Genomic DNA, 25,313 nt, shown 5'->3' on the forward strand with positions numbered 1-25,313 from the left:
CCGACATTCCACCGCCTGGAAGCTGTCTGGAGAGCCTGTGATGAGCAAACAAGAAAAAACAATCAGTCTGAGCGAGTCGGCCCAAGTCGACCAACAGTCCGTGCAACCCCTGCCCAATTCGCGCAAGGTCTATGTCGAAGGCTCGCGCCCCGACATCCGCGTGCCCATGCGCGAGATCAGCCTGCACGACACCCCCACCGACTTCGGCGGCGAAAAGAACGCCCCGGTGCTGGTGTATGACACTTCCGGCCCGTACACCGACCCCAATGTCATCATCGATGTGCGCAAGGGCCTGGGCGATGTGCGCTCGGCCTGGATCGACGCCCGTGGCGACACCGAGCGCCTGGAGGGCCTGAGCTCGAACTTCGGCCAGCAGCGCCTGAACGACGCGGAGCTGGCCAAGCTGCGCTTCGCCCATGTGCGCAACCCGCGCCGCGCCAAGGCCGGCGCCAACGTCACGCAGATGCACTACGCGCGCCAGGGCATCATCACCGCCGAGATGGAATACGTCGCCATCCGCGAGAACATGAAGCTGCAGGAAGCCCGTGCCGCCGGCCTGCTGAACCAGCAGCACGCCGGCCACAGCTTCGGCGCCAGCATCCCGAAAGAGATCACCCCCGAGTTCGTCCGCGAAGAGATCGCCCGCGGTCGCGCGATCATTCCGGCCAACATCAACCACACCGAGCTGGAGCCGATGATCATCGGCCGCAACTTCCTGGTGAAGATCAACGGCAACATCGGCAACAGCGCCCTGGGTTCCTCGATCGAGGAAGAAGTGGCCAAGCTGACCTGGGGTATCCGCTGGGGCTCGGACACGGTCATGGACCTGTCCACCGGCAAGCACATTCACGAGACCCGCGAGTGGATCATCCGCAATTCGCCGGTGCCGATCGGTACCGTGCCGATCTACCAGGCCCTGGAGAAGGTCAACGGCGTGGCCGAAGACCTGACCTGGGAGCTGTTCCGCGACACCCTGATCGAACAGGCCGAGCAGGGCGTGGACTACTTCACCATCCACGCCGGCGTTCTGCTGCGCTATGTGCCGCTGACTGCCAAGCGCGTTACCGGCATCGTCAGCCGCGGCGGCTCGATCATGGCCAAGTGGTGCCTGGCGCACCATAAAGAGAACTTCCTGTACACGCACTTCGACGAGATCTGCGAGATCATGAAGGCCTACGACGTCAGCTTCTCGCTGGGCGACGGCCTGCGCCCGGGCTCGATCGCCGACGCCAACGACGCCGCCCAGTTCGGTGAGCTGGAAACCCTTGGCGAGCTGACCAAGATCGCCTGGAAGCACGATGTGCAGTGCATGATCGAAGGCCCCGGCCACGTGCCGATGCAGTTGATCAAGGAGAACATGGACAAGCAGCTCGAGTGCTGCGACGAGGCGCCGTTCTACACCCTCGGCCCGCTGACCACCGATATCGCCCCGGGCTACGACCACATCACCTCAGGCATCGGCGCTGCGATGATCGGCTGGTTCGGTTGCGCCATGCTCTGCTACGTCACGCCCAAGGAGCACCTGGGCCTGCCGAACAAGGATGACGTGAAGACCGGCATCATCACCTACAAGATCGCCGCGCACGCTGCCGACCTCGCCAAGGGCCATCCAGGCGCGCAGATTCGTGACAACGCGTTGTCCAAGGCGCGCTTCGAGTTCCGTTGGGAGGACCAGTTCAACCTCGGCCTGGACCCGGATACCGCGCGTTCCTTCCACGACGAGACGCTACCCAAGGAGTCGGCCAAGGTCGCGCACTTCTGCTCGATGTGCGGGCCGAAGTTCTGCTCGATGAAGATTACCCAGGAAGTGCGTGAGTACGCCGCCAAGATCGAGACCGTGGATGTGACGGTCGAGCAGGGCATGCGTGAGCAGTCCGAGCGGTTCCGCCAGGAAGGCAGCCAGCTGTACCAGAAGGTGTAAGTAGACCTTGGGGGCCGCTTTGCGGCCCTTTCGCGGCACAAGGCCGCTCCTACAGGGACCGCGCAGGCCTCTGTAGGAGCGGCCTTGTGCCGCGAAACGAGGACGTAGTCCTCGCCAGTAACAACTCCAATATTCCGGCGAGCCCCTCCATGACAACCCCCAGCCACTTCTCCCCCGACCACCCGGTCCCCACCCATCACCGCCAGTTCGGTGCCCGCGACCTGTTCTCGCTGTGGTTCTCCCTCGGCATCGGCCTGATGGTGCTGCAGGTCGGCGCCCTTTTGGCGCCGGGCCTGGGTCTGGCCGGCTCGATCCTGGCGATCTCCCTCGGCACGGCGGTGGGGGTGCTGCTGCTGGCCGCGGCGGGGGTGATCGGCAGCGACACCGGCCTTTCGGCCATGGCCACCCTGCGCCTGACGCTGGGTAGCCATGGCGCGCGCCTGCCGGCCTTGCTCAACCTGCTGCAACTGGTGGGCTGGGGCTCGTTCGAGATCATCGTCATGCGCGACGCCGCCAGCCTGCTGGGCACCCGCGCCTTCGGCGAGGGCAGTGGCTGGAGCAGCCCGTTGCTGTGGACCCTGTGCTTCGGCGCCCTGGCCACCCTGCTGGCGGTCAGCGGGCCGCTGGCGTTCGTGCGCAAGGTGTTGCGCAAGTGGGGCATCTGGCTGCTGCTCGGTGCTTGTATCTGGCTGACCTGGAACCTGTTCGCCAAGGCCGACCTGGCCGCACTGTGGCAGCGCCCGGGGGATGGTTCGCTGTCCCTGGCCCTGGGCTTTGACATCGTCATCGCCATGCCGCTGTCGTGGCTGCCGCTGATCGCCGACTATTCACGTTTCGGCCAGCGTGCCAGCCGGGTATTCGGCGGTACGGCACTGGGCTTTTTCATCGGCAACGCCTGGCTGATGAGCCTGGGCGTGGCCTACACCCTGGCGTTCGCTCCAAGCGGTGAGGTGAATGCGCTGCTGCTCGCGCTGGCTGGCGCCGGGTTGGGGATTCCGCTGCTGCTGATCCTGCTGGACGAATCGGAGAACGCCTTTGCCGATATCCACTCGGCGGCCGTCTCCAGCGGGTTGCTGGTCAAGCTCAAGGTCGAGCACCTGGCCTTGGCTATCGGCGTGCTGTGCACGCTGATCGCCCTGCTGGCGCCGCTGGCCCAGTACCAGAACTTCCTGCTGCTGATCGGCTCGGTATTCGCGCCGCTGTTCGGCGTGGTGCTGGTGGATCACTTCGTGGTCCGTCGCCGTCGCCTGCCGGCGCTGGTCGAGGGCTTGCACTGGCAGGCGCTGCTGGCCTGGGCGGTGGGGGTGGCGGCCTATCACCTGATGGCTAACGCGGCGCCGGAGGTGGGAGCGACCCTGCCGGCACTGCTGCTGGCAGGGGGGCTGCATCTGCTGCTATCGCTCAGCCGCGGCCGGGAAACAGCTCGGGCCTGATCACGCCGTTGAGGCGCGGGTAGGGGATCTTCAGCTCGACGTGGCCCATGGAATAGGGCGCTATGGCGTAGACCTCGTACTTGATTACCACCGCGCCATAGGTCAGGGCGATGTGCGGCGACTGCTTGAACGGCCAGGTCTTGACGAACTCGGCGTCCTTGTCCATGCCGGTGCTGATCAGCCAGGCGCGGTGGGACTCCTCGGCGGTCTTCCAGAAGGTCGCTTCCTGGCCGGGCACGAGCATGTCGTCCAGGGTCAGCACCTTGTCCAGCTTGCGCGAGTAGTTGATGAAGCCGCGTCCGGGCATGCCATGGGCGCCGCCGCTGTCCAGGTAGCTGGACAGCTCGACGATCACCAGCCCGTCATGCTGCTCGCGTACCTTGGCCTGCAGGTAGCTGCTGTTGCGCTTGTCGGCGCGGGCCAGGTACTGCTGTTCATAGGCTTGCAGCGAGGCCGGCGGGGTGCCGCGCTGGTTGTCCTCGGTCAGCATCAGCAGGCGCTTCTCGACGATGGCGTCGAGCTTGGGCAGGGCGGGGAAGTGCACCACGTCGATGTTGACCAGCGGGCAGTCGCTCTCGCTGCAGCCGGGCTTGACGTGTTCCCAGGCCTCGCGCTTGACCTCGAGCGGGGCGCGGTAATTGGGCGTGAACAGGCTCTGGCAGGCGCCGAGCGCCAATGCCAGGACGGCCACGGAAGTCAGTTTGACAAGCGTCATGTTGCCTCTTTCACAACGGTGATGATCGGCCTTTGACCGCCTGCGCGGCCTTCAGTTCGCCACTAAGCTAACAGAGAGCGGCGCGCCTGTCCCGGCTGCCCGAACGGTCGCCGGAAAGGGATGAAACCGGGCGGCGCGCAGAGTAGGATTGCGCGATGCGGTAAACGAGGTATCAAGGAGTTTGCATGACGGACACGTCAAATACTGTGCCCACCCAGGTCGAAATCACCCGGCGTGAGCATCTGTTCAAGGGCTTCTACAAGCTCGACAAGCTGCACCTGCGCCACGAATTGTTCGCCGGCGGCATGAGCCGCGAGTTCACCCGCGAGCTGTTCGTGCGTCATGACGCCGTCTGTGTGCTGCCCTACGATCCGCAGCGCGATGAAGTGGTGCTGATAGAGCAGTTTCGGGTTGGCGCCGTGGGCAAGATCGATAATCCCTGGCTGATCGAGATGGTCGCCGGCCTGATCGACAAGGACGAGGCGCCGGAAGAGGTCGCTCACCGTGAAGCCGATGAGGAAGCTGGCCTGACCTTCAGCGCGCTGTGGCCGATGACCTGCTACTTCCCCTCGCCAGGCGGCAGCGACGAGTACGTCCACCTGTTCCTGGGCCGTTGTTCCAGCGAGGGCGCCGGTGGCCTGCATGGCCTGGAAGAAGAGAGCGAGGATATCCGCGTGCGCGTGTGGGCGTTCGAGGATGCCCTGCAGGCGGTGCGTGACGGGCGTATCTGCAACGCCGCCACGATCATCGGCCTGCAATGGCTGGCGCTCAACCGTGACGAAGTCCGAGGTATGTGGAAGTGAACCTGCTGCGTGAGCGCTATCGGGTCGACCTGGTCGGGCTGCAGTCGGCCTGCGAGGCCAACTATGCCCGTCTGATGCGCCTGCTGCCGGACATGCGCACCACGCAGAGCTCGCGCCGTATCGGCATGACCCAGGGCGACCAGATGCTCGGCGTGCTGGTGCTCGAAGTGCTGCTCGCCTGTCCCTACACCACCACCCTCAAGGTGCGCCAGGAGCACAGCCTGCCCTGGCTGCCGGTGCCCGAGCTGGAGGTGCAGGTCTACCATGACGCACGCATGGCCGAGGTGGTCAGCGCCGAACATGCCCGCCGCCTGCGCAGCATCTACCCGTACCCCAACACGGCGATGCACCAGCCGGACGAGAAGGCTCAGCTCAACCTGTTCCTCGGTGAATGGCTGAGCCATTGCCTGGCCTGTGGCCACGAACTGGAAGCGGTGCGCTGAAATGTGATGCGCGTCGGTTTCGAGTACTTGCTCGAAACCGATCCGCCGCCATAATCGGTGCTGAATCCGCTCGAGGAGACGGCCGTTGCCGCAACCACACTCACTTCCGTCACCCATCCATGTGGTGCAACTGACCGACGCCCACCTGTTCGCCGATCCGGCGGGCACCTTGCTGGGCCTGAATACCCGTGACAGCCTTGAGCATGTGATCGACCAGGTGCGCCGCGAGCAGCCGCGCATCGACCTGCTGCTGTGCACGGGCGATCTGTCGCAGGATGCCAGCGTCGCCTCCTACCAGGTATTTAGCGAGTTGACCTCGAAGTTGGGAGCGCCAGCACGCTGGCTGCCGGGCAATCATGACGAGGCCCAGGTGATGCAGTCCGTGGCGCCGGAACTGGTGCAGGCGGTGACGGACATTGGCCAATGGCGCATCGTCATGCTCGATTCGGCAGTGGTGGGTGCCACCTTCGGTTTGTTGGCTGACGACCAGCTGGCGGTGCTTGACCAGGCGCTGGACGGGGCAGGCGAACGCCATTGCCTGGTGTGCTGCCACCATCAGCCGGTGGATATCGGTTGTGCGTGGATTGCACCGATCGGGTTGCGCAATGCCGATGAGTTGTTGAAGCGCTTGCGCAGTTATCCACAGGTAAAGGCGCTGCTATGGGGGCATATCCATCAGGAATGGGATGAGGTGCGCGACGACATCCGTTGCCTCGCCACGCCTTCGACCTGCATCCAGTTCGCGCCGCGCAGCGAGGATTTCAAGGTGAGCGAAGAGCAGCCGGGCTATCGCTGGTTGGAGCTGCATGCCGACGGGCGGTTGGAGACCGGGGTGGAGCGGGCGTGCGATTTCGAGGTGAAGCTGGATTTCGACAGCCCGGGTTACTGAATCAGGGGACCGCTTTGCGGTCCTTTCGCGGCACAAGGCCGCTCCTACAGGGTACGCGTCTCCCTGTAGGAGCGGCCTTGTGCCGCGAAAGGGGCGCAAAGCGCCCCCAGCTGTTTGAAGAATTTGTTGCGAAAATCCCCACGCTGCGCCAATGCCCTTCGAACACGCTACACTGCGCGTCTTTGCGTCCGGGGGCAGCATGTCGGGTTCCATCCTCTATATCCATGGCTTCAACAGCTCGCCGCTGTCGAAGAAGGCGTGCCAGCTCGAGGCGCTGATGCAGCGGCTCGGGCTATCCGACCAGCTGCGCGTCCCGGCCCTGCACCACCACCCGCGCCAGGCCATTGCCCAGCTGGAGGCCGCCATCGCCGAGCTCGGCGCCCCCTTGCTGGTCGGCAGCTCCCTCGGCGGCTACTATGCCACTCACCTTGCCGAGCGCTACGGCCTCAAAGCCCTGCTGGTCAACCCGGCGGTCGGCCCGCACCGCCTGTTCGACGGCTACCTGGGCACCCAGCGCAACCTCTATACCGATGAGGCCTGGGAGCTGACCCACGACCACGTGGACGCCCTGGCCGAACTGGAAGTGCCGCCGCCGCAGGACGCCGCCCGCTATCAAGTGTGGTTGCAGACCGCCGATGAAACACTGGACTATCGCCACGCCGAGCGCTATTACCGCGCCTGTGCCCTGCGTATCCAGGCTGGCGGCGACCACAGCTACCAGGGCTTCGCCGAGCAGCTCCCGGCCCTGCTGGCCTTCGCCGGCATTGCCCGCGGGCAGTATGCGGCGCTGGATTTTTCTGTATTTTGACTTTTGCATTCACCAGACTGACGACGAGAACCCATGGCCAATCCCAGCGCTAGCGCCTATAACGCAGACGCCATCGAAGTCCTCTCGGGCCTTGATCCGGTCCGCAAGCGGCCGGGCATGTACACCGACACCAGCCGGCCCAACCACCTGGCCCAGGAAGTCATCGACAACAGCGTCGACGAAGCCCTGGCAGGCCACGCCCGCTCGGTACAGGTGATCCTGCATGCCGACCACTCGCTGGAGGTCAGCGACGATGGCCGCGGCATGCCGGTGGACATCCACCCCGAAGAGGGCGTTTCCGGCGTCGAGCTGATCCTCACCAAGCTGCACGCCGGCGGCAAGTTCTCCAACAAGAACTACCAGTTCTCCGGCGGCCTGCACGGCGTCGGCATCTCGGTGGTCAACGCCCTGTCGAGCCAGGTGCGGGTACGCGTCAAGCGCGACGGCAACGAATACCAGATGACCTTCGCCGACGGCTTCAAGGCCAGCGAGCTGGAAGTGGTCGGCACCGTCGGCAAGCGCAACACCGGCACCAGCGTGTACTTCACCCCCGATCCGAAGTACTTCGACTCGCCGAAATTCTCCATCAGCCGCCTCAAGCACGTGCTCAAGGCCAAGGCCGTGCTGTGCCCGGGGCTGTCCATCAGCTTCGAGGACAAGGGCACCGGCGAGAAGGTCGAATGGCACTACGAGGACGGCCTGCGTTCCTACCTGGTCGACTCGGTCAGCGAGTACCTGCGCCTGCCCGACGAGCCGTTCTGCGCCAGCCTGGCCGGCAACAAGGAAGCCGTGGACTGGGCCCTGCTGTGGCTGCCCGAGGGCGGCGACAGCATCCAGGAGAGCTACGTCAACCTGATCCCCACCGCGCAAGGTGGCACCCACGTCAATGGCTTGCGCCAGGGCCTGCTGGACGCCATGCGTGAATTCTGCGAGTTCCGCAACCTGTTGCCGCGCGGGGTCAAGCTGGCCCCCGAGGACGTCTGGGAACGCATCAGCTTCGTGCTGTCGATGAAGATGCAGGAGCCGCAGTTCTCCGGGCAGACCAAGGAGCGCCTGTCGTCCCGTGAGGCGGCGGCGTTCGTCTCCGGCGTGGTCAAGGACGCTTTCAGCCTGTGGCTCAATGCCAATCCCGAGCTGGGCATGCAACTGGCCGAATTGGCCATTAGCAACGCCGGCCGTCGCCTGAAAGCAAGCAAGAAGGTCGAGCGCAAGCGCATCACCCAGGGCCCGGCGCTGCCCGGCAAGCTGGCCGACTGCGCAGGCCAGGATCCGATGCGCGCCGAGCTGTTCCTGGTCGAGGGTGATTCCGCCGGCGGTTCGGCCAAGCAGGCGCGGGACAAGGAATTCCAGGCGATCCTGCCGCTGCGCGGCAAGATCCTCAACACCTGGGAAGTCGATGGCGGCGAAGTCCTGGCCAGCCAGGAGGTGCACAACATCGCCGTGGCCATCGGCGTCGATCCGGGTGCCACCGACCTTTCGCAATTGCGCTACGGCAAGGTCTGCATCCTCGCCGACGCCGACTCCGACGGCCTGCACATCGCCACCCTGCTGTGCGCGCTGTTCGTCCAGCACTTCCGTCCGCTGGTCGAGGCCGGGCACGTCTACGTGGCCATGCCGCCGCTGTACCGCATCGACCTGGGCAAGGAGATCTACTACGCCCTGGACGAAGCCGAGCGCGACGGCATCCTCGACCGGCTGGTCGCCGAGAAGAAGCGCGGCAAGCCGCAGGTCACCCGATTCAAGGGCCTGGGCGAGATGAACCCGCCGCAGCTGCGTGAGACCACCATGGACCCGAACACCCGGCGCCTGGTCCAGCTCACCCTGGACGACGTGCAGGGCACCACCGAGATCATGGACATGCTGCTGGCCAAGAAGCGTGCGGGTGACCGCAAGAACTGGCTGGAAACCAAAGGTAACCTGGCCGAGGTCCTGGTTTGATTCGTCCGTTGCTCATGGCCTGCCTGGCGCTGTTCGCCCTGCAGGCCCAGGCCGGCGACTGGCCGCAGCTCAAGCTCAGCGGCGAGCACGTGGTCGATGGCATGCGCGGCGGCAACCTGTCGGGCCTGGCCTGGTGCCGGGGGGCGTTGTGGGCGGTGTCCGACCGCGATGACGACCGCATCTACCGCCTGGACCAGGACGGTGCGGCCTGGCAGGCCCAGCCGCTGACCTTCACCCCGCCGCCGGCCCCCGATACCGGGTTGCCCTGGGGGCTGAAATCGCGCAACTGGGCAGCGTCCTATATCCGTGGCGGCGCGCTGGATTTCGAAGGCATCACCTGCGACCAGGCCGGCAACCTGTTCATCGTCAGCGAGGCCCAGGCCGCGGTGCTGCAACTGCCCCTGGAAGGCGAGCCGGACTGGCTGAGAATCGACCAGGCCATGGTGCGTCAGGCGCGGGCCAGCGGCATGCTGCTGCATTTCAACGCACTGTTCGAAGGGCTGGCAATCAACCCGGCGGGCGACCGCCTGTGGCTGGCCGCCGAGCGTGAGCGGCGCGGCCTGCTCTCCGTGCAGCGCCAGCAGTCGGTATGGAACTGCGGGCGCGGCTGCGTGCTGCTCAGTGAGGCCGGCGTGGAAATGCAACCGCCGCAATTCCCCGAGGCACGCCCGGTTTCCCGCGACTTCGCCGACCTGGCCTGGTTCGAGGGCAAGCTGTTCACCCTCGAGCGCAACGCCTATCGCATTTGCCGGCGCGATGCCGACAGCGGCGCCGTGGAGCGCTGCTGGTCGTTCGCCGCCGATGCGCTGGTGGAATCGCGTCGTTATTCACAGCCCTATGGCCTGGCCGAGGCGCTGGTAATCGACAAGGACGGTGCCTGGATCGGCGTGGACAACAACGACCGCCCGCGGTCGGACGGTGAAACGCGGCCGGTCGTCTGGCGCTTCGGTGCGCCGGCCGGCGGCTGGAGCGCCAAGCCATGAGCCAGCCAGCGGGCAAGCGGGCGGGCAGGGTGCTGATGATCGTCGCCTGGGCGGCGGCGATGTTCCTGGCCACGCGCTTTTTCGGCCAATGGGAGGAGCGCCAGCAGAACCCCAACGCCGTGGTGCAGAGCGAGCAGGGCGACGGCTTCGTCGAAGTGCGCCTGCTGAGCAACGGCCAGGGCCATTTCGTCGCCGACGGCGCAATCAATGGCCGGGTGGTGCATTTCATGCTCGATACCGGCGCCACTGATGTGGCGATCCCCGAAGCGATGGCCCGCGAGCTGGACCTGGCCCGCGGCGCCCCGGTGCAACTGAGTACCGCCAATGGCCGCACCGAAGGCTACCGCACCCGGCTCGACAGCCTGCAACTGGGTGACATCCACCTGCGCGACGTGCGCGCGCTGGTGGTGCCCGGCCTGGATGGCCAGGCCGTGCTGCTGGGCATGAGCGCCCTGAAACAACTTGAATTTACCCAGCGCGGCGGCACCATGCTGCTGCGCCAGAACCTGAAATGACGAGGCCCGCATGAGCGACTCACTCGAACTCAGCCTTGAAGGCGTCGAACGCCGTTCCCTGGCTGACTTCACCGAACAGGCCTACCTCAACTACTCCATGTACGTGATCATGGACCGTGCCCTGCCGCACATCGGCGACGGCCTCAAGCCGGTGCAGCGCCGCATCGTCTATGCCATGAGCGAGCTGGGGCTCGACGCCGACTCCAAGCACAAGAAGTCGGCGCGTACCGTCGGCGACGTGCTCGGCAAGTTCCACCCCCACGGCGACTCGGCGTGCTACGAGGCCATGGTGCTGATGGCCCAGCCGTTCAGCTACCGCTACACCCTGGTCGACGGCCAGGGCAACTGGGGTGCGCCGGACGATCCGAAGTCGTTCGCCGCCATGCGTTACACCGAGGCGCGCCTGTCGCGCTATGCCGAAGTGCTGCTCAGCGAACTGGGCCAGGGCACCGTCGACTGGGTGCCGAACTTCGACGGTACCCTGCAGGAGCCGGCGGTGCTGCCGGCGCGGCTGCCGAACATCCTGCTCAACGGCACCACCGGCATTGCCGTGGGCATGGCCACCGACGTGCCGCCGCACAACCTGCGCGAAGTGGCCAGCGCCTGCGTGCGCCTGCTCGACGAGCCCAAGGCCACCCTCGAGCAGCTGTGCGAGCACATCCAGGGCCCGGACTACCCGACCGAGGCCGAGATCGTCACCCCGCGTGCCGATATCCTGAAGATGTACGAGAGTGGCAAGGGCTCGATCCGCATGCGCGCGGTGTACCGCATCGAGGATGGCGACATCGTCGTCACCGCGCTGCCGCACCAGGTCTCCGGGGCCAAGGTGCTGGAGCAGATCGCCGCGCAGATGCAGGCCAAGAAGCTGCCGATGGTCGCCGACCTGCGCGACGAGTCGGACCACGAGAACCCCTGCCGCATCGTCATCATCCCGCGTTCGAACCGCGTCGATGCCGCCGAACTGATGCAGCACCTGTTCGCCACCACTGATCTCGAGAGCACCTACCGGGTCAACGTCAATATCATCGGCCTCGACGGCCGTCCGCAGCTGAAGAACCTGCGCGCGCTGCTGCTGGAGTGGCTGGAGTACCGGATCGGTACCGTTCGTCGCCGCCTGCAGCACCGTCTGGACAAGGTCGAGAAGCGCCTGCACCTGTTGGAAGGCTTGCTCACCGCGTTCCTCAACCTGGATGAAGTGATCCACATCATCCGCACCGAGGAGCACCCCAAGCAGGCCCTGATCGCCCGTTTCGGCCTGACCGAGATCCAGGCCGACTACATCCTCGAGACCCGCCTGCGCCAGCTGGCCCGTCTGGAAGAGATGAAGATCCGTGGCGAGCAGGACGAGTTGCTCAAGGAACAGAAGCGCCTGACTACCCTGCTGGGCAGCGATGCCAAGCTGCGCAAGCTGGTGCGCAGCGAACTGCTCGAAGACGCCGAAACCTATGGCGACGACCGCCGCTCGCCGATCGTCGAGCGCGCCGAGGCCAAGGCTCTGTCGGAAAACGAGCTGATGCCGACCGAGCCGGTCACCGTGGTGCTGTCGGAGAAGGGCTGGGTGCGTTGCGCCAAGGGCCATGACATCGACGCCACGGGGCTTTCGTACAAGGCGGGGGACGGCTTCAAGGCTGCCGCTGCCGGACGCTCCAACCAATTCGCCGTGCTCATCGACTCCACCGGCCGCAGCTACTCACTGGCCGCCCACAGCCTGCCGTCGGCTCGTGGCCAGGGCGAGCCGCTGACCGGTCGCCTGACCCCACCACCAGGCGCCACCTTCGAGTGTGTGTTGTTGCCTGAAGATGACGCTCTGTACGTGGCGGCCTCCGACGCTGGCTACGGTTTCGTGGTCAAGGGTGAGGATCTGCAGGCCAAGAACAAGGCCGGCAAGGGCCTGCTCAGCCTGCCCAACGGCGCCAAGGTGATGACCCCGCGCCCGGTGGCCAACCGCGAGCAGGACTGGCTGGCCGCGGTGACCACCGAAGGCCGTTTGCTGGTGTTCAAGGTCGCCGACCTGCCGCAGCTGGGCAAGGGCAAGGGCAACAAGATCATCGGCGTGCCGGGCGACCGGGTAGCCAGCCGCGAGGAGTACGTGACCGACCTGGCGGTGATCAGCGAGGGCTCGACCCTTGTATTGCAGGCTGGCAAGCGTACCCTTTCCCTGAAGCCGGATGACCTCGAGCATTACAAGGGTGAGCGTGGTCGCCGTGGTAGCAAATTGCCACGTGGCTTCCAGCGCGTCGACGGGCTGATGGTGGAAACCCCGGCCTGAGTGGATGGGCCGTCTGCTGCGGCGCTTTCGGCGCCGCTTCAGGCGGAAATGCTGGAGTCTGGTGGCTATTTCGCGGATGATAGTGCCCGCGTGGCGCCGGCGTGGCCGAGTGCCAGGATGAATCTACATGAGTATCACTGCGGTCAGTCTGGTGACGGCCGCCTGGATGGGATGAATGAAATTTCCGCGCCTTCCATTTGCGCTGCTGATGACTGGTTTGCTGGGCCTGAGCGGATGCAGCATGCATCAGCCGGTTGCCCTGTATCAGCTCGACAGTGGTGAACCCGGCCAGCCGACCCAGGCGGCGGGCATGGCGGTGGTGCTCGGCCCGGTATCGGTGGCCGACTACCTGCAACGCGAGACCTTTCTCCAGCGTCAGGCCGACGGCAGCCTGACAGCGGCCACCGATGGCCGCTGGGCCGGTAGCCTTTCGTCGGATATCGACCAGTTGCTGGTGCGCCAGCTGGCCTGGCGCCTGGACAGCCAGCGCGTGGTGCTGGCGCCGGCAAGCGCCGGCTTCACGCCGGACGTGCAGGTGCTGCTGTCGATCACCCGCCTGGATTCGGGCAAGAACCAGCCGGCGATCCTGGATGCCCAGTGGCGCGTGCTGGACCGCCGGGGCCAGGTGCGTGACAACCGCATCGTCCACCTCGAGCAGCCCCATGCGGGCACCGAGTCGGCGCAGGTCCAGGCCCAGGGGCAATTGCTGCAGAAGCTGGCCGAACAGCTGAGCAGCGCAGTCAAGCCACTGGCCAACCAGCCGGCCATCGCCGAGGAGACGCCCCGCAAGCAGGCGGCCCCGGTGCAGGTGAAGAAAGAGCCGGAGAAGCCGAAGATCCCGATGGCTTCGCCGATTCGTACCGATATGGAAGTGTTCCGCTTCTGATATCCGCAGACACAAAAAAGCCCGCAGCGATGCGGGCTTTTTTGTGCACGATGACCTGTAGGAGCGGCCTAGTGCCGCGAAAGGGCCGCAGAGCGGCCCCGACAATCTTCGCATCAACACTGAGATCCTGGGGCTGCTACGCAGCCCTTTCGCGGCACGAGGCCGCTCCTACAGGGATCGCGAGAACTCTCAGGCGCGGCGCTCGTGCATCCGTGCCAGCTGGCGTTCCAGCATCGACGGGTAAGGCTCCATCAGGCGCTCGACGCAGCAGGCGCCCTCGGGGCTTGCGATCGGCCTAATACGCGCACGCTGGCGCACCAGGGCGTCATCGCTGATGCGGCGTTCCACCAGCAGCAGGTTGCGGCTGTGCTGCGACAGGGCCAGGGCATCCTGGGCCTGCTCGGTCATCAACAGATCGACCTGATCCATGCCTTGCAGGTCGTCGGCCAGTACCAGGCCCAGTTGCAGTTGCAGGGTGATGCCGCTGTCAGCCACCTCGATCTGCAGGGCATGGCCCAGGGCGCGCAGCAGCTCGCCACAGCAGATGGCGTTGGTCAGGTAGTCCTCGCCGCAATCGCGGCTGTGGAACAACAGCAGGGTGCTGCCGTCATTCAGGGTGTGGACTTCCCCTTCGTACAGCGAAGCGGCCTGCTCCAGGCAGTCGCGGTAGCGTTCGAGCAATTCGGTCAGGCGGGTGCGTGGCAGGCGGCGCAGTTGCTCCTGGGAGCCCAGCTGCACGGCCAGCACGGCACTGAACTGCGGCTCGTCGGACTCGACGATGACAGGCTTGGCCGGGGCGCTTTGCTCATCCATCAGATCGGCGAAGGCGTCGTCGTCCTCGTCGTGATCGACAGTCTGTACCGCCGCTTTCGCCCGTGGAGCGACCTTGGCAGCTGGCGCGTCGTCGAAATCGTCTTCCTCGTCTTCTTCCTCCGGCTCCGGTGGCGGCGGTGGGGCGAGGCGGGCGTGCAGCTGGCGCGCCAGGTCGCCAATCTCGTCCTGGCGGTCGGTGCCCGGCGTGTAGGGGTGCGGGTCGCGCAACCAGACGCGCAGCTGCAGCAGCGGGGTCGAGATGAAGCGGCCCAGGCGCAGGCTGAGGGTCAGGGCCAGGGCCAGCAGGATCGCGGCGAGGATGCCCATGCTCTGCAGGCTGATCAGCATCGGCTGCTGGAACTGGCTCATGTCCAGGCTGATGCGCAACTGGCCGGCCGTGACGTCCTGGAAGGTGATCTTGGTCTGGTAGACCCCTTCGGTTTCGCCCAGCAGGCTGTTGCGCGGGCGCTGGCCGGCCTCGGCGAGGATGCGGTTGTCCACGCTATAGATGGCCGCATGGGCCACCAGCGGGTTCTTCACCAGGTTGCCCAGCAGCACGTTGAGGCTGAGGATGTCGTTGGACACCAGCAGCTCGGTGGCCGAGGTGGCTGTCTGGGTGGTCAGGCTCTGGCCGACGGCATCGGCCTGCTCGTGCATGGCCTGCTTGAACTGCAGGCCCATCACGCAGGCGTAGATCACCAGGGCCAGGGCCACCAGGAAGATGTTATGGCTGGCAATGCGCAGGGCCAGTGGAATTCGGCGCTGGCTCAGGGCTCGGTAGATCATCAGGAAGAAGTTGTCGGGTTTTACGGGCGTGGGCCGGTTCACAGAGCTCGGCTCTTTATGGCGAGAAAGTTGCTGCGCAGTATAGCGATACGTGTTTTGTCGGCAAAGTATCGTTGGCGCCCGATGGTCATGGAAAATCGGTAGAATGCGCATTTTTCATCGAGTTGGAGCCCCGGTCTTGCGCGAAATCGTCCTGATCAACATCACTGGTGAAGACCGTCCAGGTCTCACTGCGGCCATCACCGGCGTCCTGCTCCAGGGCGGTGTGAACATTCTCGACATAGGCCTGGCGGTCATGCACGGCACATTGTCGTTCGGCATCTTGGTCGACATCCCCGACAACGAAGTGGCCACCGCGCTGCTGCAGAGCGTGCAGTCCAAGGCTCACGAACTGGACCTGCAGGCCCGCTACACCCCCATTTCCGAGGCCGACTACCAGCACTGGGCCGACAGCCAGGGCGAGGCGCGCCATATCGTTACCCTGCTCAGCCGCCGGGTGACCCCGCAGCAGTTGCAGCGGGTCAGCGCGATCATCAGCCAGTATGGCCTGACCATCGAGCGCATCGAGCGGCTGTCCGCCCGCGTGGCGCTGGACGCCCCGACCGACAAGGGCAAGTCCGCGCTGGAAATCTCCGTGCGCGGCGAGGCCAGCGATGCCCAGGCCCTGCGCGCCGATTTCTTTGCGTTGTCCGAAGAACTCAACGTCGACATCGCCTTCCAGCGCGATGACCTGTTCCGTCGCAACCGCCGCCTGGCGGTGTTCGACATGGACTCGACCCTGATCGAGGCCGAGGTGATTGACGAGCTGGCCAAGGCCGCTGGCGTCGGCGAGCAGGTGGCGGCGATCACCGAGCGCGCCATGCGTGGCGAGCTGGATTTTCGCGCCAGCTTCAAGGAGCGCATGGCGCTGCTCAAGGGCCTGGACGTGGGTGTGCTCGACCAGATCGGCGCCTCGCTGCGCCTGACCGAGGGTGCCGAGCACCTGTTCGCCGAGCTCAAGCGCCTGGGCTACAAGACCGCCATCCTCTCTGGCGGCTTTACCTACTTTGCCAAGCAGGTGCAGGCGCGCCTGGGCATCGACTACGTGTTCGCCAATGAACTGGAGGTGGTCGACGGCAAGGTGACCGGCGTGGCCGTCGAGCCGATCGTCGATGCCCAGCGCAAGGCCGAATTGCTGCAGCAGCTGGCCAGCGAGGAAGGCCTGCAGCTCGAGCAGACCATCGCTGTTGGCGATGGCGCCAACGACCTGCCGATGCTGTCCCTGGCCGGCCTGGGCGTGGCCTTCCGCGCCAAGCCGCTGGTGCGTCAGTCGGCCAAGCAGGCGATCTCGACCCTGGGGCTGGATGGCGTACTGTACCTGCTGGGCGTGCGCGATCGCGAAGCGCGCGGTTGATCTTGAGCCGGGGCCGCGTTGCGGCCCTTTCGCGGCACAAGGCCGCTCCTACAGAGAGCCGCAATACCCTGTAGGAGCGGCCTTGTGCCGCGAAGGGCTGCAACGCAGCCCCAATAAAAAGGCCCTGCATGATTTGCATCATGCAGGGCCTTTTGCTTACCGGATGATCAGGCCTGGTTCGGCTGCGCCAGCAGCTCACCCATGCGCACTGCAGAACCCGCACCCAGACTCTCGGCCCACTTCACCTGCTCCGGCCCGAACAGCACGATGGCGGTGGAGCCCAGCTTGAAGCGGCCCAGTTCGGCACCTTTTTCCAGATGGATCGGCGCACGGCTGGCTTCGTCGTAGCGGAAGGTCTTCAGCTCGCGCTTCGGCGGCGTGACCAGGCCGGCCCAGACGGTCTCGATCGAGGCAACGATCATCGCGCCGACCAGCACCACGGCCATCGGCCCGCGCTCGGTGTCGAACAGGCAGACCACGCGCTCGTTGCGGGCGAACAGCTCAGGCACGTTTTCCGCGGTGGTCTGGTTGACCGAGAACAGCCGACCCGGCACATAGACCATCTCGCGCAGGGTGCCGGCCAGCGGCATGTGCACGCGGTGGTAGTCCTTGGGCGACAGGTAGATGGTGGCGAATTCGCCGCCCATGAACGGCGCGGCCAGGGCCGGATCGCCGCCCAGCAGCTCCAGGGCACTGTAGCCGTGGCCCTTGGCCTGGAAGATGCGGCCGTGCTCGATCGGGCCGAGCTGGCTGACGGCGCCATCGGCTGGGCAGAGGATCGCGCCGGGGGTTTCGTCCAGCGGGCGGGCACCGGGCTTGAGGGCGCGGGTGAAGAAGGCGTTGAAGTGCTCGTAGGCGCTGAGGTCTTCGACCAGTGCCTCGGACATGTTCACCTGGTAGCGCTTGGCGAACCAGGCGGTGAAGGCGTTCTTGAACCAGCGCGCGCGGCACTCGGCGACGCAGCCGGCCAGCCGCGACAGCAGGTGGTGCGGCAGCAGGTACTGGCTGATGATGAACAAGCGGGATTTCATTGAGCGTCCTTAAACTTCGACGGGCGTGTCGGGGTGGTTGCCCCATTCGCCCCAGGAACCGGCATAGCCCTTTACCCGTGGATAGCCGAGGGCCTTGGCCACGAGGTAGGTGAAACCGGAGCGGTGGTGGGTCTGGCAGTGGGTGATCACTTCCTTGTCGGGGGTGATCCCCAGGTTTTGCAGGACTTCGGCGATGTCCTTGCGGATGCGCAGGTGGTCGTTGAGATCCATGCCGGCGGTCCACTCGAAGTTGACCGCGCCGGGAATGTGTCCGCCTTTAGCCGCCAGCACCTTTTCGCCACTGTATTCCAGTGGCCCGCGGGCGTCCCAGATGACCAGGTCGGCGGCGCCCAGGCGGCTCTGCAGGTACTCGCGGGTGGCGGTGGGTTCGCCATGCAGGTGCAGACTCACCGGGCCGCCGGCGACTTCGGGCGTTTCGGTGGACAGCTTGTCCGCCGGCCAGGCCTGGATGCCACCGTTCAGGTAGTGGTAACCCTTGTGGCCGATGACGTCGAGCAGCCAGATGAAGCGCCCGGCCCAGCCGCCGCCCTCGTCGTCGTAGACCACGTAGACCGCATCGTGGCGGTGGCCGAGTTCACCGAACAGCTTTTCCAGGTCGGCCCGGGCCGGCAGCAGGCCGGGGGCCGGGGGCTGGCCCAGCTGGGTGCGTTTCGGGTCGACGAAGCGGGCTCCGGGGATATGCCCGCTGCCATAGCGGTTGGCGCTGGTCAGGTCGACCAGGATCAGCCGCGGCGAATCCAGACGCGGCAACAGGTCCTCGGCTTCGATCACCAGGGGCAGGCCGGAAAAGTCAGTCATCCACGTTCTCCAGGGTGGAAAGAGGGGCGATTGTAGCGCAAGGGTCAGGCATTGCGGGTGGCAAACACGGCGAGGGCGCGTTCAACGCATTGCGCGGTCTTGCCGAACGCCTGCACGCTGACATCGGCCAGTGGCTTGCCGTCCTGGTCGGCCACCGCCAGCATCAGCACCTGGTCGCCCACCGCCAGCGAGCGCAGCAACAGGTGCTCGCCGCGAAAGAAGGCGCGTAGCGGTGCCGGCAGCAGGGCGCTGAACTGGCCATGGTTGTCGGGCGTCAGGCGCAGTTGGCCGGCTTTTGCCATCAACTTTTGCAACAATTTGTTCTGCGCGACGGGCAACGCCATGGCGGCGGCCTCTCGCGGCAGGCCGGCGGTCTGCTGCACGCGCAGATAGTCGGTGGCCTTGTCCAGGCTCAGCAGCATGATGCGCTGCATGCCACAGGCCAGCAGGGCATCGCGGGCCTGGGTGGCCAGGTGCACGGCGTTGCTGAACGGGCTGGGCTGGGCCAGCAGTTCCTGGCACAGCGCACGCCAGCGGCCGAGGTCCTCGGTGCTGGGCGGTGGCGGCGTGAGCATGTCCGGGTGCGGCCGGCGCTGGTGCCAGGGCCAGATCAGCGCCTCGGCCGGGTGGAAAAGCGCATGCCGGGCGTGATGGCGGGCACTGGCCGCAGCCTGTTGGTGGACCTGCTGCTGGACATCGTCCAGGGTGGTCTGCAGATACAGCGCGGTGAGCAGTTGCCAGCGCAGCAGGTGCGGGTTGTCCCAGCCGACCTGGGCGGCCAGGGCCAGGCCGTTGGCCAGCAGCACGGTGTTAGGGGGCTGGTTGAACCAGCGGCGCAGGGCCGGTTCGTCGTCCAGGCGCTGCTGCTGGACCAGCGGGTCCTGCTCGCGGGCGATGTTCAGCACCTGGGCGAGCTGCTCGCGTTCTTCGAGCAGCAGGCGGTAGCCCTGGATGACCCATTCGGGCAGGCGCCAGTGTTCGGCCAGGCTTCGGCACAGCTGCATCAGGCGCACCCCGAACAGCTCCCGCTCGACCACGGCAGCGTCCTCGCCCTTGTGGATCACCCGCAGTTCCCAGGTGTCGAGCAGCTTGGGGTAGGCCAGGGCCAGGGGCCACAGCGGCGAGAGGAACAGCAGGCTGCCCCAGTGGATCTCCTGCCACAGCCGTGCCAGGCGGCTGGCGAACAGGCCATTGGCCTGCTGGGTGGCATGCTGGCTGATCAGCAGGAACTGGCGCAGTACCGGTGGAATGTCGTCGCCGGGCACCGCTGGCAAGCGTGCCAGCAGTTGGCTGATACGGGCCAGGCCCAGGCGGTTGAGGGCAATTTCCAGACTTTCAGCTGGCTCGGCCTGGCTGGCATTGGCCGAATGGTTGGCCTCGCGCATCACGCACAGCACCAGCGCGGGGCTGTCCTGCATCAGTTCGGCTATGTCGCGCAGGGAGCGGCGACTGTCGTTGATGGCCTGCAGAACGCGGTCATGGCTCTCTTTCGGGACCGGCACGCGGACCCCGTCGAGCAGCTTTATCCAGCCCTCCAGGCTCGTCGGGACCTGAGTTGGCACCTTGGTTTCAATTGGCATATTGACATCAGTCCGAACTGGCTTTTCGCAATGAGTGGCTATAGTCTGGCGCAGTTCTGCCGATAAGTAGAAGAAGAGTTTTCAAGCTTCCGTTCCCTACCCTGACCACGACAGCAAGTGCTTCCAACTTATGGCTAAAATTATCGGCATCATCGTCGTATTCGCGAGCGTGCTCGGCGGCTACGTGCTTTCCCACGGCAAGATCGCGGCACTGATCCAGCCGTTCGAAGTGCTGATCATCGGCGGCGCGGCCTTTGGTGCGTTCCTCCAGGCCAACCCTGGTTACATGACCATGCATGTAATCAAGAAGTCGCTGAAGATGTTCGGCACCCGCTTCACCCACACCTTCTACCTCGAGGTGCTGGGCCTGGTGTACGAGATCCTCAACAAGAGCCGTCGTGAAGGCATGATGGCGATCGAGGGCGACATCGAGGACGCCGCGGCCAGCCCGATCTTCGCCAAGTATCCGGCCGTGCTGGGTGATGAGCGCATGACCGCGTTCATCTGCGATTACCTGCGGATCATGTCCACCGGCAACATGGCGCCCCATGAGCTCGAAGGCCTGTTCGACATGGAGCTGCTGAGCATGAAGGAGGAGCTGGAGCACCCGTCCCACGCGGTGACCGGCATCGCCGACGGCATGCCCGGCTTCGGTATCGTCGCGGCGGTACTGGGTATCGTGGTGACCATGGCCTCGCTGGGTGATGGCGACCAGAAGTCCATCGGCCTGCACGTGGGCGCGGCGCTGGTCGGTACCTTCTTCGGTATTCTCGCCGCCTACGGCTTCTTCGGCCCGCTGGCCAACGCCCTGCGCCACGATGCGAAAGAGGAACTGAACGTCTACGAGGCGATCAAGGCCTCGCTGGTGGCCTCGGCCTCCGGCATGCCGCCGTCGCTGGCGGTCGAGTTCGGTCGCAAGGTGCTGTACCCGGCGCACCGCCCGAGCTTTGCCGAGCTGGAACAAGCAGTACGCGGTCGCTAAGCCATGGAGAACAATCAGCCCATCATCGTCAAGCGCGTCAAGCGCTTTGGCGACGGCCATCACGGCGGCGCCTGGAAAATCGCCTTCGCCGACTTCGCCACGGCGATGATGGCGTTCTTCCTGGTGCTCTGGCTGCTGTCGACGGCCACGCCCGAGCAGAAGATCGCCATCGCCGGTTACTTCAAGGATCCGATTGGCTTCTCCGAGAGCGGCACGCCCTACATCATTGACCTGGGCGGCTCGCCGCAACTGGCGCCGGAAAAGACCATCAACCCGGAAACCAAGTCGGAGCCGACGCCTGACACCAGCATCCAGCTGGACAAGGACCAGGTCGAGACCATGGCCGAGCAGGTCGAGCGCGAGCGTCTCGAGCTGCTGCTGCAGGAGCTGCAGAACAAGGTCGAGGAAAACCCGCAGTTGCAGAAGTTCAAGGACCAGATCCTGTTCGAGATCACCCAGGACGGCCTGCGCATCCAGATCATGGACGCCGAGAACCGGCCGATGTTCGACCTCGGCAGCGCGCGGTTGCAGCCGTATTTCGAGGACATCCTGCTGGCCATGGCCGACACCATCAAGGCGGTGCCGAACAAGATCAGCATCAGTGGCCACACCGACGCCAAGCCGTATTCCGGCACCGGCGACTTCGGCAACTGGGAACTGTCGGCCAACCGCGCCAACGCCGCGCGTCGTGCCCTGGTTGCTGGCGGCTATCCGGATGAGCAGGTGGCGCGGGTGGTCGGCTATGCCTCGTCGTCGCTGTTCGACCGGGCCAATCCGTTCAACCCGGTAAACCGCCGCATCGATATCATCGTCCTGACCAAGAAGGCCCAGCGCGATATCGAGGGTGAGCAGGGTACGCCGGAGGCTGCTCCACCGGCCACTGCAACGCCGCCTGCGGACGCCGCACCTGGTGCCACCCCGGCACCGGGCGATGCGCCGATGCAGCCGCGTGAGCTGCGCCAGAAGCTGAACATCTTCGAGGATGGCGTGTTGAAGATGGACGAGGCCAAGGACCAGTAAATGAAGGGGCCGCATCGCGGCCCTTTTTCATTGCCAGCATCACGTTCAGCGTGGGAGTGGGCTTGCCCCGCGATGAGTCAAACGCAGGCAGTGCAAGACAGTTGCTCCCACAAGCCTGTCCGGCTGCATTCAGAAACCCCGCCGGATCTTGGCCTTGAGGTCTGCGTGGAAGAAATCCGCGTTGTCCCTGTCCGACAGGTTCCCGCGCCCGGTCATCGAGGCCATGGCGCGGCCAAAGGTCTGCTCGTCATGGTAGGCCCGCACGAACAGCTCGATATGCTCCCGCTCGCGCATTGCCGGCCACCTGCCAAGGCACTCCGGCAGCTCGCCGGTACCTGCGTGATAGAAACTCACCCGGCGATTGGCCATGGCTGCAGCGCCCAGCAACCAGGCCGTCCACCAGTCGTCGACGGTGTGCTCGGACAGCACGCCGATCCAGTGGGTGGCATCGGCCATGTGCTGGCAGAAGCCGCCATGCAGGTCGTCCAGGGTTTGCCCTTCACTGTCGAAGGGCACCAGTTGGGTGGGAATGCCTTCGAGCAGCAGGCGTTCATTGAGGATGAAGGCATCGAGCCGTTCATCCCGGCGGTAACTGATGAATACCGGCATCCTTGTTGCCCTCCCTGATCAATACCGACGACAAGTCATGACGATCAGGGAAAGCAGGGGTAGGGACAATAGGTGACCGCGAAACCGGAGCGGTCCTACCTAGCGCGGTAATATTTCCTACAGTCTAGGTAGGCAAACCTGCCCAATCAGTAGGTGTCTTCCGGCAGGCTGGCGATGATCGAGCGGTAGCTGTTCATCCGCTGCTGGGTGACGCTGCCGTCCTCCAACGCCTTGAGCAGGGCACAACCGGGCTCGCGATCATGCTTGCAGTCGCGAAAGCGACAGTGGCCGATCAGTTCGCGGAATTCGATGAAACCATCCTCCACGTCGTCGCGGCTGACGTGCATCAGGCCGAACTCGCGGATGCCCGGCGAGTCGATCAGGTCACCGCCGTTGGGGAAGTGGTACAGCCGTGCCGTGGTGGTGGTATGGGTACCCTGGCCGGACCACTCCGACAGGTCGCCAACGCGCGTGTCGGCGGCGGGCAGCAGGCTGTTGACCAGCGAGGACTTGCCCACACCGGATTGACCGACGAACACGCTGATATGGCCGTCGAGGGTCTCCTGCAGGCGCTGCATGCCATCGCCGTGGTGGGCCGAGACCTCCAGCAGCGGATAGCCCAGGCCACGGTAGACCTCGAGCATCGCGTGGAGGGTCGGACCGTTCTCGTCATTGATCAAATCGGCCTTGTTCAGCAGCAGCAGCGGGCGGATGCCGGCATGCTCGGCGGCCACCAGGTAGCGGTCGATCAGGTTGGGGTGCGGCTCGGGCGCCGGGGCGAAGACGATGACGATCAGGTCGACGTTGGCCGCTACCGGCTTGAGCTGGCCGTGGTTGTTCGGTCGGCACAGCTCGGTGCTGCGCGGCATCTGCGCGACGATCACGCCGATCCCCTGGTTGCCGGCGCGCCAGACCACGCGGTCGCCGGTGACCAACGCCGGCAGGTTGGCCCGCAGGTGGCAGCGGAAGACCTGGCCGGCGGCCTCGCCGTCCTGGGCCTCGACCTCGACCTGCACGCCGAAGTGGGCGATCACCAGGCCAAGCTGCTCAGGCCCCAGGTCGCCACCTTCCAGCTCCTGCAGCACGTGCTGCTCGCGTTTGGCGGCGCGGGCGGCGCGCTCGCCCTGGATCTTTTCGATGCGCCAGTTCTGGCGGCGGTTGAGCTGGCGTTTGGCCATGAGGGTTCCGTGTCGGCGGGGCAGAAAGAAAACGGCGGGCAGTTTAGCACGGCGTGCCCACGAGCCGCCCTGCTAGGCTAATATGACGGGCTATTCGAGGAGCCTTTTCATGCAGAACCCACAGAACCTGATCTGGATCGATCTGGAGATGACCGGCCTGGATCCGGACAACGACGTCATCATCGAGATGGCCACCATCGTCACCGACAGCGAGCTGAACACCCTGGCCGAAGGCCCGGTGATCGCCATTCATCACAGCGATGAGGTGCTGGCGCGCATGGACGAGTGGAACACCCGCACCCACGGCGCCTCGGGCCTGACCCAGCGTGTGCGCGAGAGCAAGGTGAGCATGGCGCAGGCCGAGGCGCAGACCATAGCTTTCCTCGAGCAGTGGGTGCCGAAGGGCAAGTCGCCGATCTGTGGCAACAGCATCTGCCAGGACCGCCGTTTTCTCTATCGCCACATGCGTGAACTGGAAAACTACTTCCACTATCGCAACCTCGATGTCTCCACGCTCAAGGAGCTGGCCGCACGCTGGGCGCCGGATGTGCGCGACAGCTTCAAGAAGGGCAGCACCCACCTGGCGCTGGATGACATCCGCGAGTCGATCGGTGAGCTGCGCCACTATCGCGAGCACTTCATCAAGGTCTGACCTTGCCGTGCGCCGACGATCGGCGGCGCGCCCCCTTTTGGTGCCCCGCGCGACTGGGTAGACTGCGCGCCTTTCCCGCACGGACCTGCACCATGTTGCTGATGCTCTACCTCATCGCCATCACCGCCGAAGCCATGACTGGCGCCCTGTCCGCCGGCCGTCGCGGCATGGACTGGTTCGGCGTGGTGCTGATCGCCTGCGTTACCGCGCTCGGTGGCGGCTCGGTGCGCGACGTGCTGCTCGGGCATTACCCGCTGACCTGGGTGAAGCATCCGGAGTACCTGGTGCTGACCAGTTTCGCGGCGCTGCTGACCATCTTCATCGCGCCCTTGATGCGCCACCTGCGGTCGCTGTTCCTGGTGCTCGACGCCCTGGGGCTTGTGGCGTTCACCCTGATTGGTTGCATGACTGCTCTGGAAATGGGGCAGGGGTTCCTGGTCGCTTCGATCAGCGGGGTAATCACCGGGGTGTTTGGTGGCATCCTGCGGGATATCTTCTGCAACGATATTCCGTTGGTGTTTCGGCGTGAGCTGTATGCCAGTGTTTCGTTTGCGGCGGCCTGGTTCTACCTGGGGTGTGTTTACTTCAAAGTTCCGGCGGAACAGGCCATGTTGTTGACACTGTTTGGTGGTTTTCTGGTGCGGTTGTTGGCGATTCGGTTTCATTGGGAGATGCCGAAGTTTCATTACAACGATCAACAGTAAATTAGCGCTGGGCTTTGAGGGGTTCGGTTATCCCTGTGGGATTCGGCTGGTCGCCGGGAGCTTATAACTTAACTACACTGCCAGTGGTCCAATAGTTGGTTCATGTCTGTTGATCTTGATCTTGATCGGCTTCTAAGTGCGCG

Annotated in this window: 23 protein-coding genes; 16 read left to right on the forward strand and 7 right to left on the reverse strand. The window is 65.2% G+C overall.

What is annotated here, in order from left to right; all coding sequences use genetic code 11:
- Positions 1-40: 40 nt before the first annotated feature.
- Together thiC and cytX are read left to right on the forward strand one after the other, a co-directional pair.
- Positions 41-1,921 (forward strand): phosphomethylpyrimidine synthase ThiC, encoded by a 1,881-nt coding sequence (gene thiC, locus POF53_RS14615; protein WP_203648207.1) that lies wholly within the window; start codon positions 41-43, stop codon positions 1,919-1,921.
- A 149-nt stretch (positions 1,922-2,070) separates the two neighbouring features.
- Positions 2,071-3,354, forward strand: coding sequence for a putative hydroxymethylpyrimidine transporter CytX (gene cytX, locus POF53_RS14620; protein WP_232856310.1), 1,284 nt, complete (start codon positions 2,071-2,073; stop codon positions 3,352-3,354).
- Here the strand turns inward: cytX and POF53_RS14625 are convergent.
- Positions 3,323-4,069, reverse strand: a complete 747-nt coding sequence (locus POF53_RS14625) for an RsiV family protein (protein ID WP_475860652.1) — start codon at positions 4,067-4,069, stop codon at positions 3,323-3,325. The two genes, cytX and POF53_RS14625, sit on opposite strands and share 32 nt — an antisense overlap.
- A 185-nt stretch (positions 4,070-4,254) precedes the next feature.
- On the opposite strand from POF53_RS14625, the gene POF53_RS14630 reads away from it, so the two are divergent.
- The 9 genes from POF53_RS14630 (at position 4,255) to POF53_RS14670 (ending at position 13,603) form a co-directional block, all read left to right on the forward strand.
- The gene (locus tag POF53_RS14630) at positions 4,255-4,872 is read left to right on the forward strand and encodes an NUDIX domain-containing protein (RefSeq protein WP_475860654.1); all 618 of its coding nucleotides are present in this window, start codon (positions 4,255-4,257) and stop codon (positions 4,870-4,872) included.
- Complete coding sequence (locus POF53_RS14635; protein ID WP_498968229.1) at positions 4,869-5,315, forward strand: DUF1249 domain-containing protein; 447 nt, start codon at positions 4,869-4,871, stop codon at positions 5,313-5,315. Before POF53_RS14630 ends, POF53_RS14635 begins: the two co-directional genes overlap by 4 nt.
- A gap of 85 nt (positions 5,316-5,400) precedes the next feature.
- Complete coding sequence (gene cpdA, locus POF53_RS14640) at positions 5,401-6,204, forward strand: 3',5'-cyclic-AMP phosphodiesterase (protein ID WP_498968231.1); 804 nt, start codon at positions 5,401-5,403, stop codon at positions 6,202-6,204.
- Positions 6,205-6,403: 199 nt separating this feature from the next.
- Positions 6,404-7,012, forward strand: a complete 609-nt coding sequence (locus tag POF53_RS14645; RefSeq protein ID WP_232856314.1) for a YqiA/YcfP family alpha/beta fold hydrolase — start codon at positions 6,404-6,406, stop codon at positions 7,010-7,012.
- Between the two features lie 33 nt (positions 7,013-7,045).
- The gene (gene parE, locus POF53_RS14650) at positions 7,046-8,950 is read left to right on the forward strand and encodes a DNA topoisomerase IV subunit B (protein ID WP_203648202.1); all 1,905 of its coding nucleotides are present in this window, start codon (positions 7,046-7,048) and stop codon (positions 8,948-8,950) included.
- A complete protein-coding gene (locus POF53_RS14655) occupies positions 8,947-9,933 on the forward strand; it encodes an esterase-like activity of phytase family protein (protein ID WP_232856316.1) in 987 nt (328 codons plus the stop codon). The genes parE and POF53_RS14655 overlap by 4 nt, the downstream gene beginning before the upstream one ends.
- Positions 9,930-10,448 carry a retropepsin-like aspartic protease family protein gene (locus POF53_RS14660; protein ID WP_203648201.1) on the forward strand — a complete coding sequence of 173 codons (519 nt, stop codon included), beginning with the start codon at positions 9,930-9,932 and terminating at the stop codon, positions 10,446-10,448. Before POF53_RS14655 ends, POF53_RS14660 begins: the two co-directional genes overlap by 4 nt.
- Before the next feature lie 10 nt (positions 10,449-10,458).
- Positions 10,459-12,717, forward strand: coding sequence for a DNA topoisomerase IV subunit A (gene parC, locus POF53_RS14665; RefSeq protein WP_232856318.1), 2,259 nt, complete (start codon positions 10,459-10,461; stop codon positions 12,715-12,717).
- A 241-nt stretch (positions 12,718-12,958) separates the two neighbouring features.
- The gene (locus tag POF53_RS14670) at positions 12,959-13,603 is read left to right on the forward strand and encodes a PqiC family protein (protein WP_498968236.1); all 645 of its coding nucleotides are present in this window, start codon (positions 12,959-12,961) and stop codon (positions 13,601-13,603) included.
- A gap of 189 nt (positions 13,604-13,792) precedes the next feature.
- On the opposite strand, the gene POF53_RS14675 is transcribed toward POF53_RS14670, so the two are convergent.
- The gene (locus POF53_RS14675; RefSeq protein ID WP_203648198.1) at positions 13,793-15,244 is read right to left on the reverse strand and encodes a histidine kinase; all 1,452 of its coding nucleotides are present in this window, start codon (positions 15,242-15,244) and stop codon (positions 13,793-13,795) included.
- 136 nt (positions 15,245-15,380) lie between these two features.
- Between POF53_RS14675 and serB the strand changes: the two genes are divergently transcribed.
- A complete protein-coding gene (serB, locus tag POF53_RS14680) occupies positions 15,381-16,595 on the forward strand; it encodes a phosphoserine phosphatase SerB (protein WP_203648197.1) in 1,215 nt (404 codons plus the stop codon).
- Between the two features lie 167 nt (positions 16,596-16,762).
- Here serB and asd read toward each other — a convergent pair whose 3' ends face one another.
- From asd to POF53_RS14695, 3 genes are read right to left on the reverse strand one after another with little or no spacing between them, the layout of a single operon-like run.
- Positions 16,763-17,626, reverse strand: coding sequence for an archaetidylserine decarboxylase (asd, locus tag POF53_RS14685; protein ID WP_232856319.1), 864 nt, complete (start codon positions 17,624-17,626; stop codon positions 16,763-16,765).
- A gap of 9 nt (positions 17,627-17,635) precedes the next feature.
- A complete protein-coding gene (gene rhdA / locus POF53_RS14690; RefSeq protein ID WP_498968239.1) occupies positions 17,636-18,445 on the reverse strand; it encodes a thiosulfate sulfurtransferase in 810 nt (269 codons plus the stop codon).
- Positions 18,446-18,489: 44 nt separating this feature from the next.
- The gene (locus POF53_RS14695; RefSeq protein WP_498968241.1) at positions 18,490-20,007 is read right to left on the reverse strand and encodes an HDOD domain-containing protein; all 1,518 of its coding nucleotides are present in this window, start codon (positions 20,005-20,007) and stop codon (positions 18,490-18,492) included.
- A gap of 148 nt (positions 20,008-20,155) precedes the next feature.
- Between POF53_RS14695 and motA the strand changes: the two genes are divergently transcribed.
- A complete protein-coding gene (gene motA, locus POF53_RS14700) occupies positions 20,156-21,007 on the forward strand; it encodes a flagellar motor stator protein MotA (RefSeq protein ID WP_023630652.1) in 852 nt (283 codons plus the stop codon).
- Positions 21,008-21,010: 3 nt separating this feature from the next.
- A complete protein-coding gene (motB, locus tag POF53_RS14705) occupies positions 21,011-22,027 on the forward strand; it encodes a flagellar motor protein MotB (RefSeq protein WP_254464100.1) in 1,017 nt (338 codons plus the stop codon).
- A gap of 129 nt (positions 22,028-22,156) precedes the next feature.
- Here the strand turns inward: motB and POF53_RS14710 are convergent, their stop codons facing one another.
- Complete coding sequence (locus POF53_RS14710) at positions 22,157-22,636, reverse strand: molecular chaperone Tir (protein WP_254464101.1); 480 nt, start codon at positions 22,634-22,636, stop codon at positions 22,157-22,159.
- Positions 22,637-22,782: 146 nt separating this feature from the next.
- The gene (rsgA, locus tag POF53_RS14715; RefSeq protein ID WP_186733389.1) at positions 22,783-23,814 is read right to left on the reverse strand and encodes a small ribosomal subunit biogenesis GTPase RsgA; all 1,032 of its coding nucleotides are present in this window, start codon (positions 23,812-23,814) and stop codon (positions 22,783-22,785) included.
- A 109-nt stretch (positions 23,815-23,923) separates the two neighbouring features.
- Between rsgA and orn the strand changes: the two genes are divergently transcribed.
- The gene (gene orn / locus POF53_RS14720) at positions 23,924-24,466 is read left to right on the forward strand and encodes an oligoribonuclease (protein WP_203648190.1); all 543 of its coding nucleotides are present in this window, start codon (positions 23,924-23,926) and stop codon (positions 24,464-24,466) included.
- 92 nt (positions 24,467-24,558) lie between these two features.
- Positions 24,559-25,170 (forward strand): trimeric intracellular cation channel family protein, encoded by a 612-nt coding sequence (locus POF53_RS14725; protein ID WP_023630647.1) that lies wholly within the window; start codon positions 24,559-24,561, stop codon positions 25,168-25,170.
- Positions 25,171-25,313 lie beyond the last annotated feature (143 nt).

Origin of the sequence: Mitsuaria sp. RG (assembly GCF_028369275.1) — a bacterium.
Taxonomy (GTDB): Bacteria; Pseudomonadota; Gammaproteobacteria; order Pseudomonadales; family Pseudomonadaceae; genus Aquipseudomonas; species Aquipseudomonas peradeniyensis.

Excerpts from the sequence above, each read along its gene's own strand:
- thiC (WP_203648207.1), top strand. The coding sequence starts at position 41 with ATGAGCAAACAAGAAAAAACAATCAGTCTGAGCGAGTCGGCCCAAGTC.
- cytX (WP_232856310.1), top strand. The coding sequence starts at position 2,071 with ATGACAACCCCCAGCCACTTCTCCCCCGACCACCCGGTCCCCACCCAT.
- POF53_RS14625 (WP_475860652.1), bottom strand. The coding sequence starts at position 4,069 with ATGACGCTTGTCAAACTGACTTCCGTGGCCGTCCTGGCATTGGCGCTC.
- POF53_RS14630 (WP_475860654.1), top strand. The coding sequence starts at position 4,255 with ATGACGGACACGTCAAATACTGTGCCCACCCAGGTCGAAATCACCCGG.
- POF53_RS14645 (WP_232856314.1), top strand. The coding sequence starts at position 6,404 with ATGTCGGGTTCCATCCTCTATATCCATGGCTTCAACAGCTCGCCGCTG.
- parE (WP_203648202.1), top strand. The coding sequence starts at position 7,046 with ATGGCCAATCCCAGCGCTAGCGCCTATAACGCAGACGCCATCGAAGTC.
- POF53_RS14660 (WP_203648201.1), top strand. The coding sequence starts at position 9,930 with ATGAGCCAGCCAGCGGGCAAGCGGGCGGGCAGGGTGCTGATGATCGTC.
- parC (WP_232856318.1), top strand. The coding sequence starts at position 10,459 with ATGAGCGACTCACTCGAACTCAGCCTTGAAGGCGTCGAACGCCGTTCC.
- POF53_RS14670 (WP_498968236.1), top strand. The coding sequence starts at position 12,959 with ATGCATCAGCCGGTTGCCCTGTATCAGCTCGACAGTGGTGAACCCGGC.
- asd (WP_232856319.1), bottom strand. The coding sequence starts at position 17,626 with ATGAAATCCCGCTTGTTCATCATCAGCCAGTACCTGCTGCCGCACCAC.
- rhdA (WP_498968239.1), bottom strand. The coding sequence starts at position 18,445 with ATGACTGACTTTTCCGGCCTGCCCCTGGTGATCGAAGCCGAGGACCTG.
- motA (WP_023630652.1), top strand. The coding sequence starts at position 20,156 with ATGGCTAAAATTATCGGCATCATCGTCGTATTCGCGAGCGTGCTCGGC.
- motB (WP_254464100.1), top strand. The coding sequence starts at position 21,011 with ATGGAGAACAATCAGCCCATCATCGTCAAGCGCGTCAAGCGCTTTGGC.
- POF53_RS14710 (WP_254464101.1), bottom strand. The coding sequence starts at position 22,636 with ATGCCGGTATTCATCAGTTACCGCCGGGATGAACGGCTCGATGCCTTC.
- rsgA (WP_186733389.1), bottom strand. The coding sequence starts at position 23,814 with ATGGCCAAACGCCAGCTCAACCGCCGCCAGAACTGGCGCATCGAAAAG.
- orn (WP_203648190.1), top strand. The coding sequence starts at position 23,924 with ATGCAGAACCCACAGAACCTGATCTGGATCGATCTGGAGATGACCGGC.
- POF53_RS14725 (WP_023630647.1), top strand. The coding sequence starts at position 24,559 with ATGTTGCTGATGCTCTACCTCATCGCCATCACCGCCGAAGCCATGACT.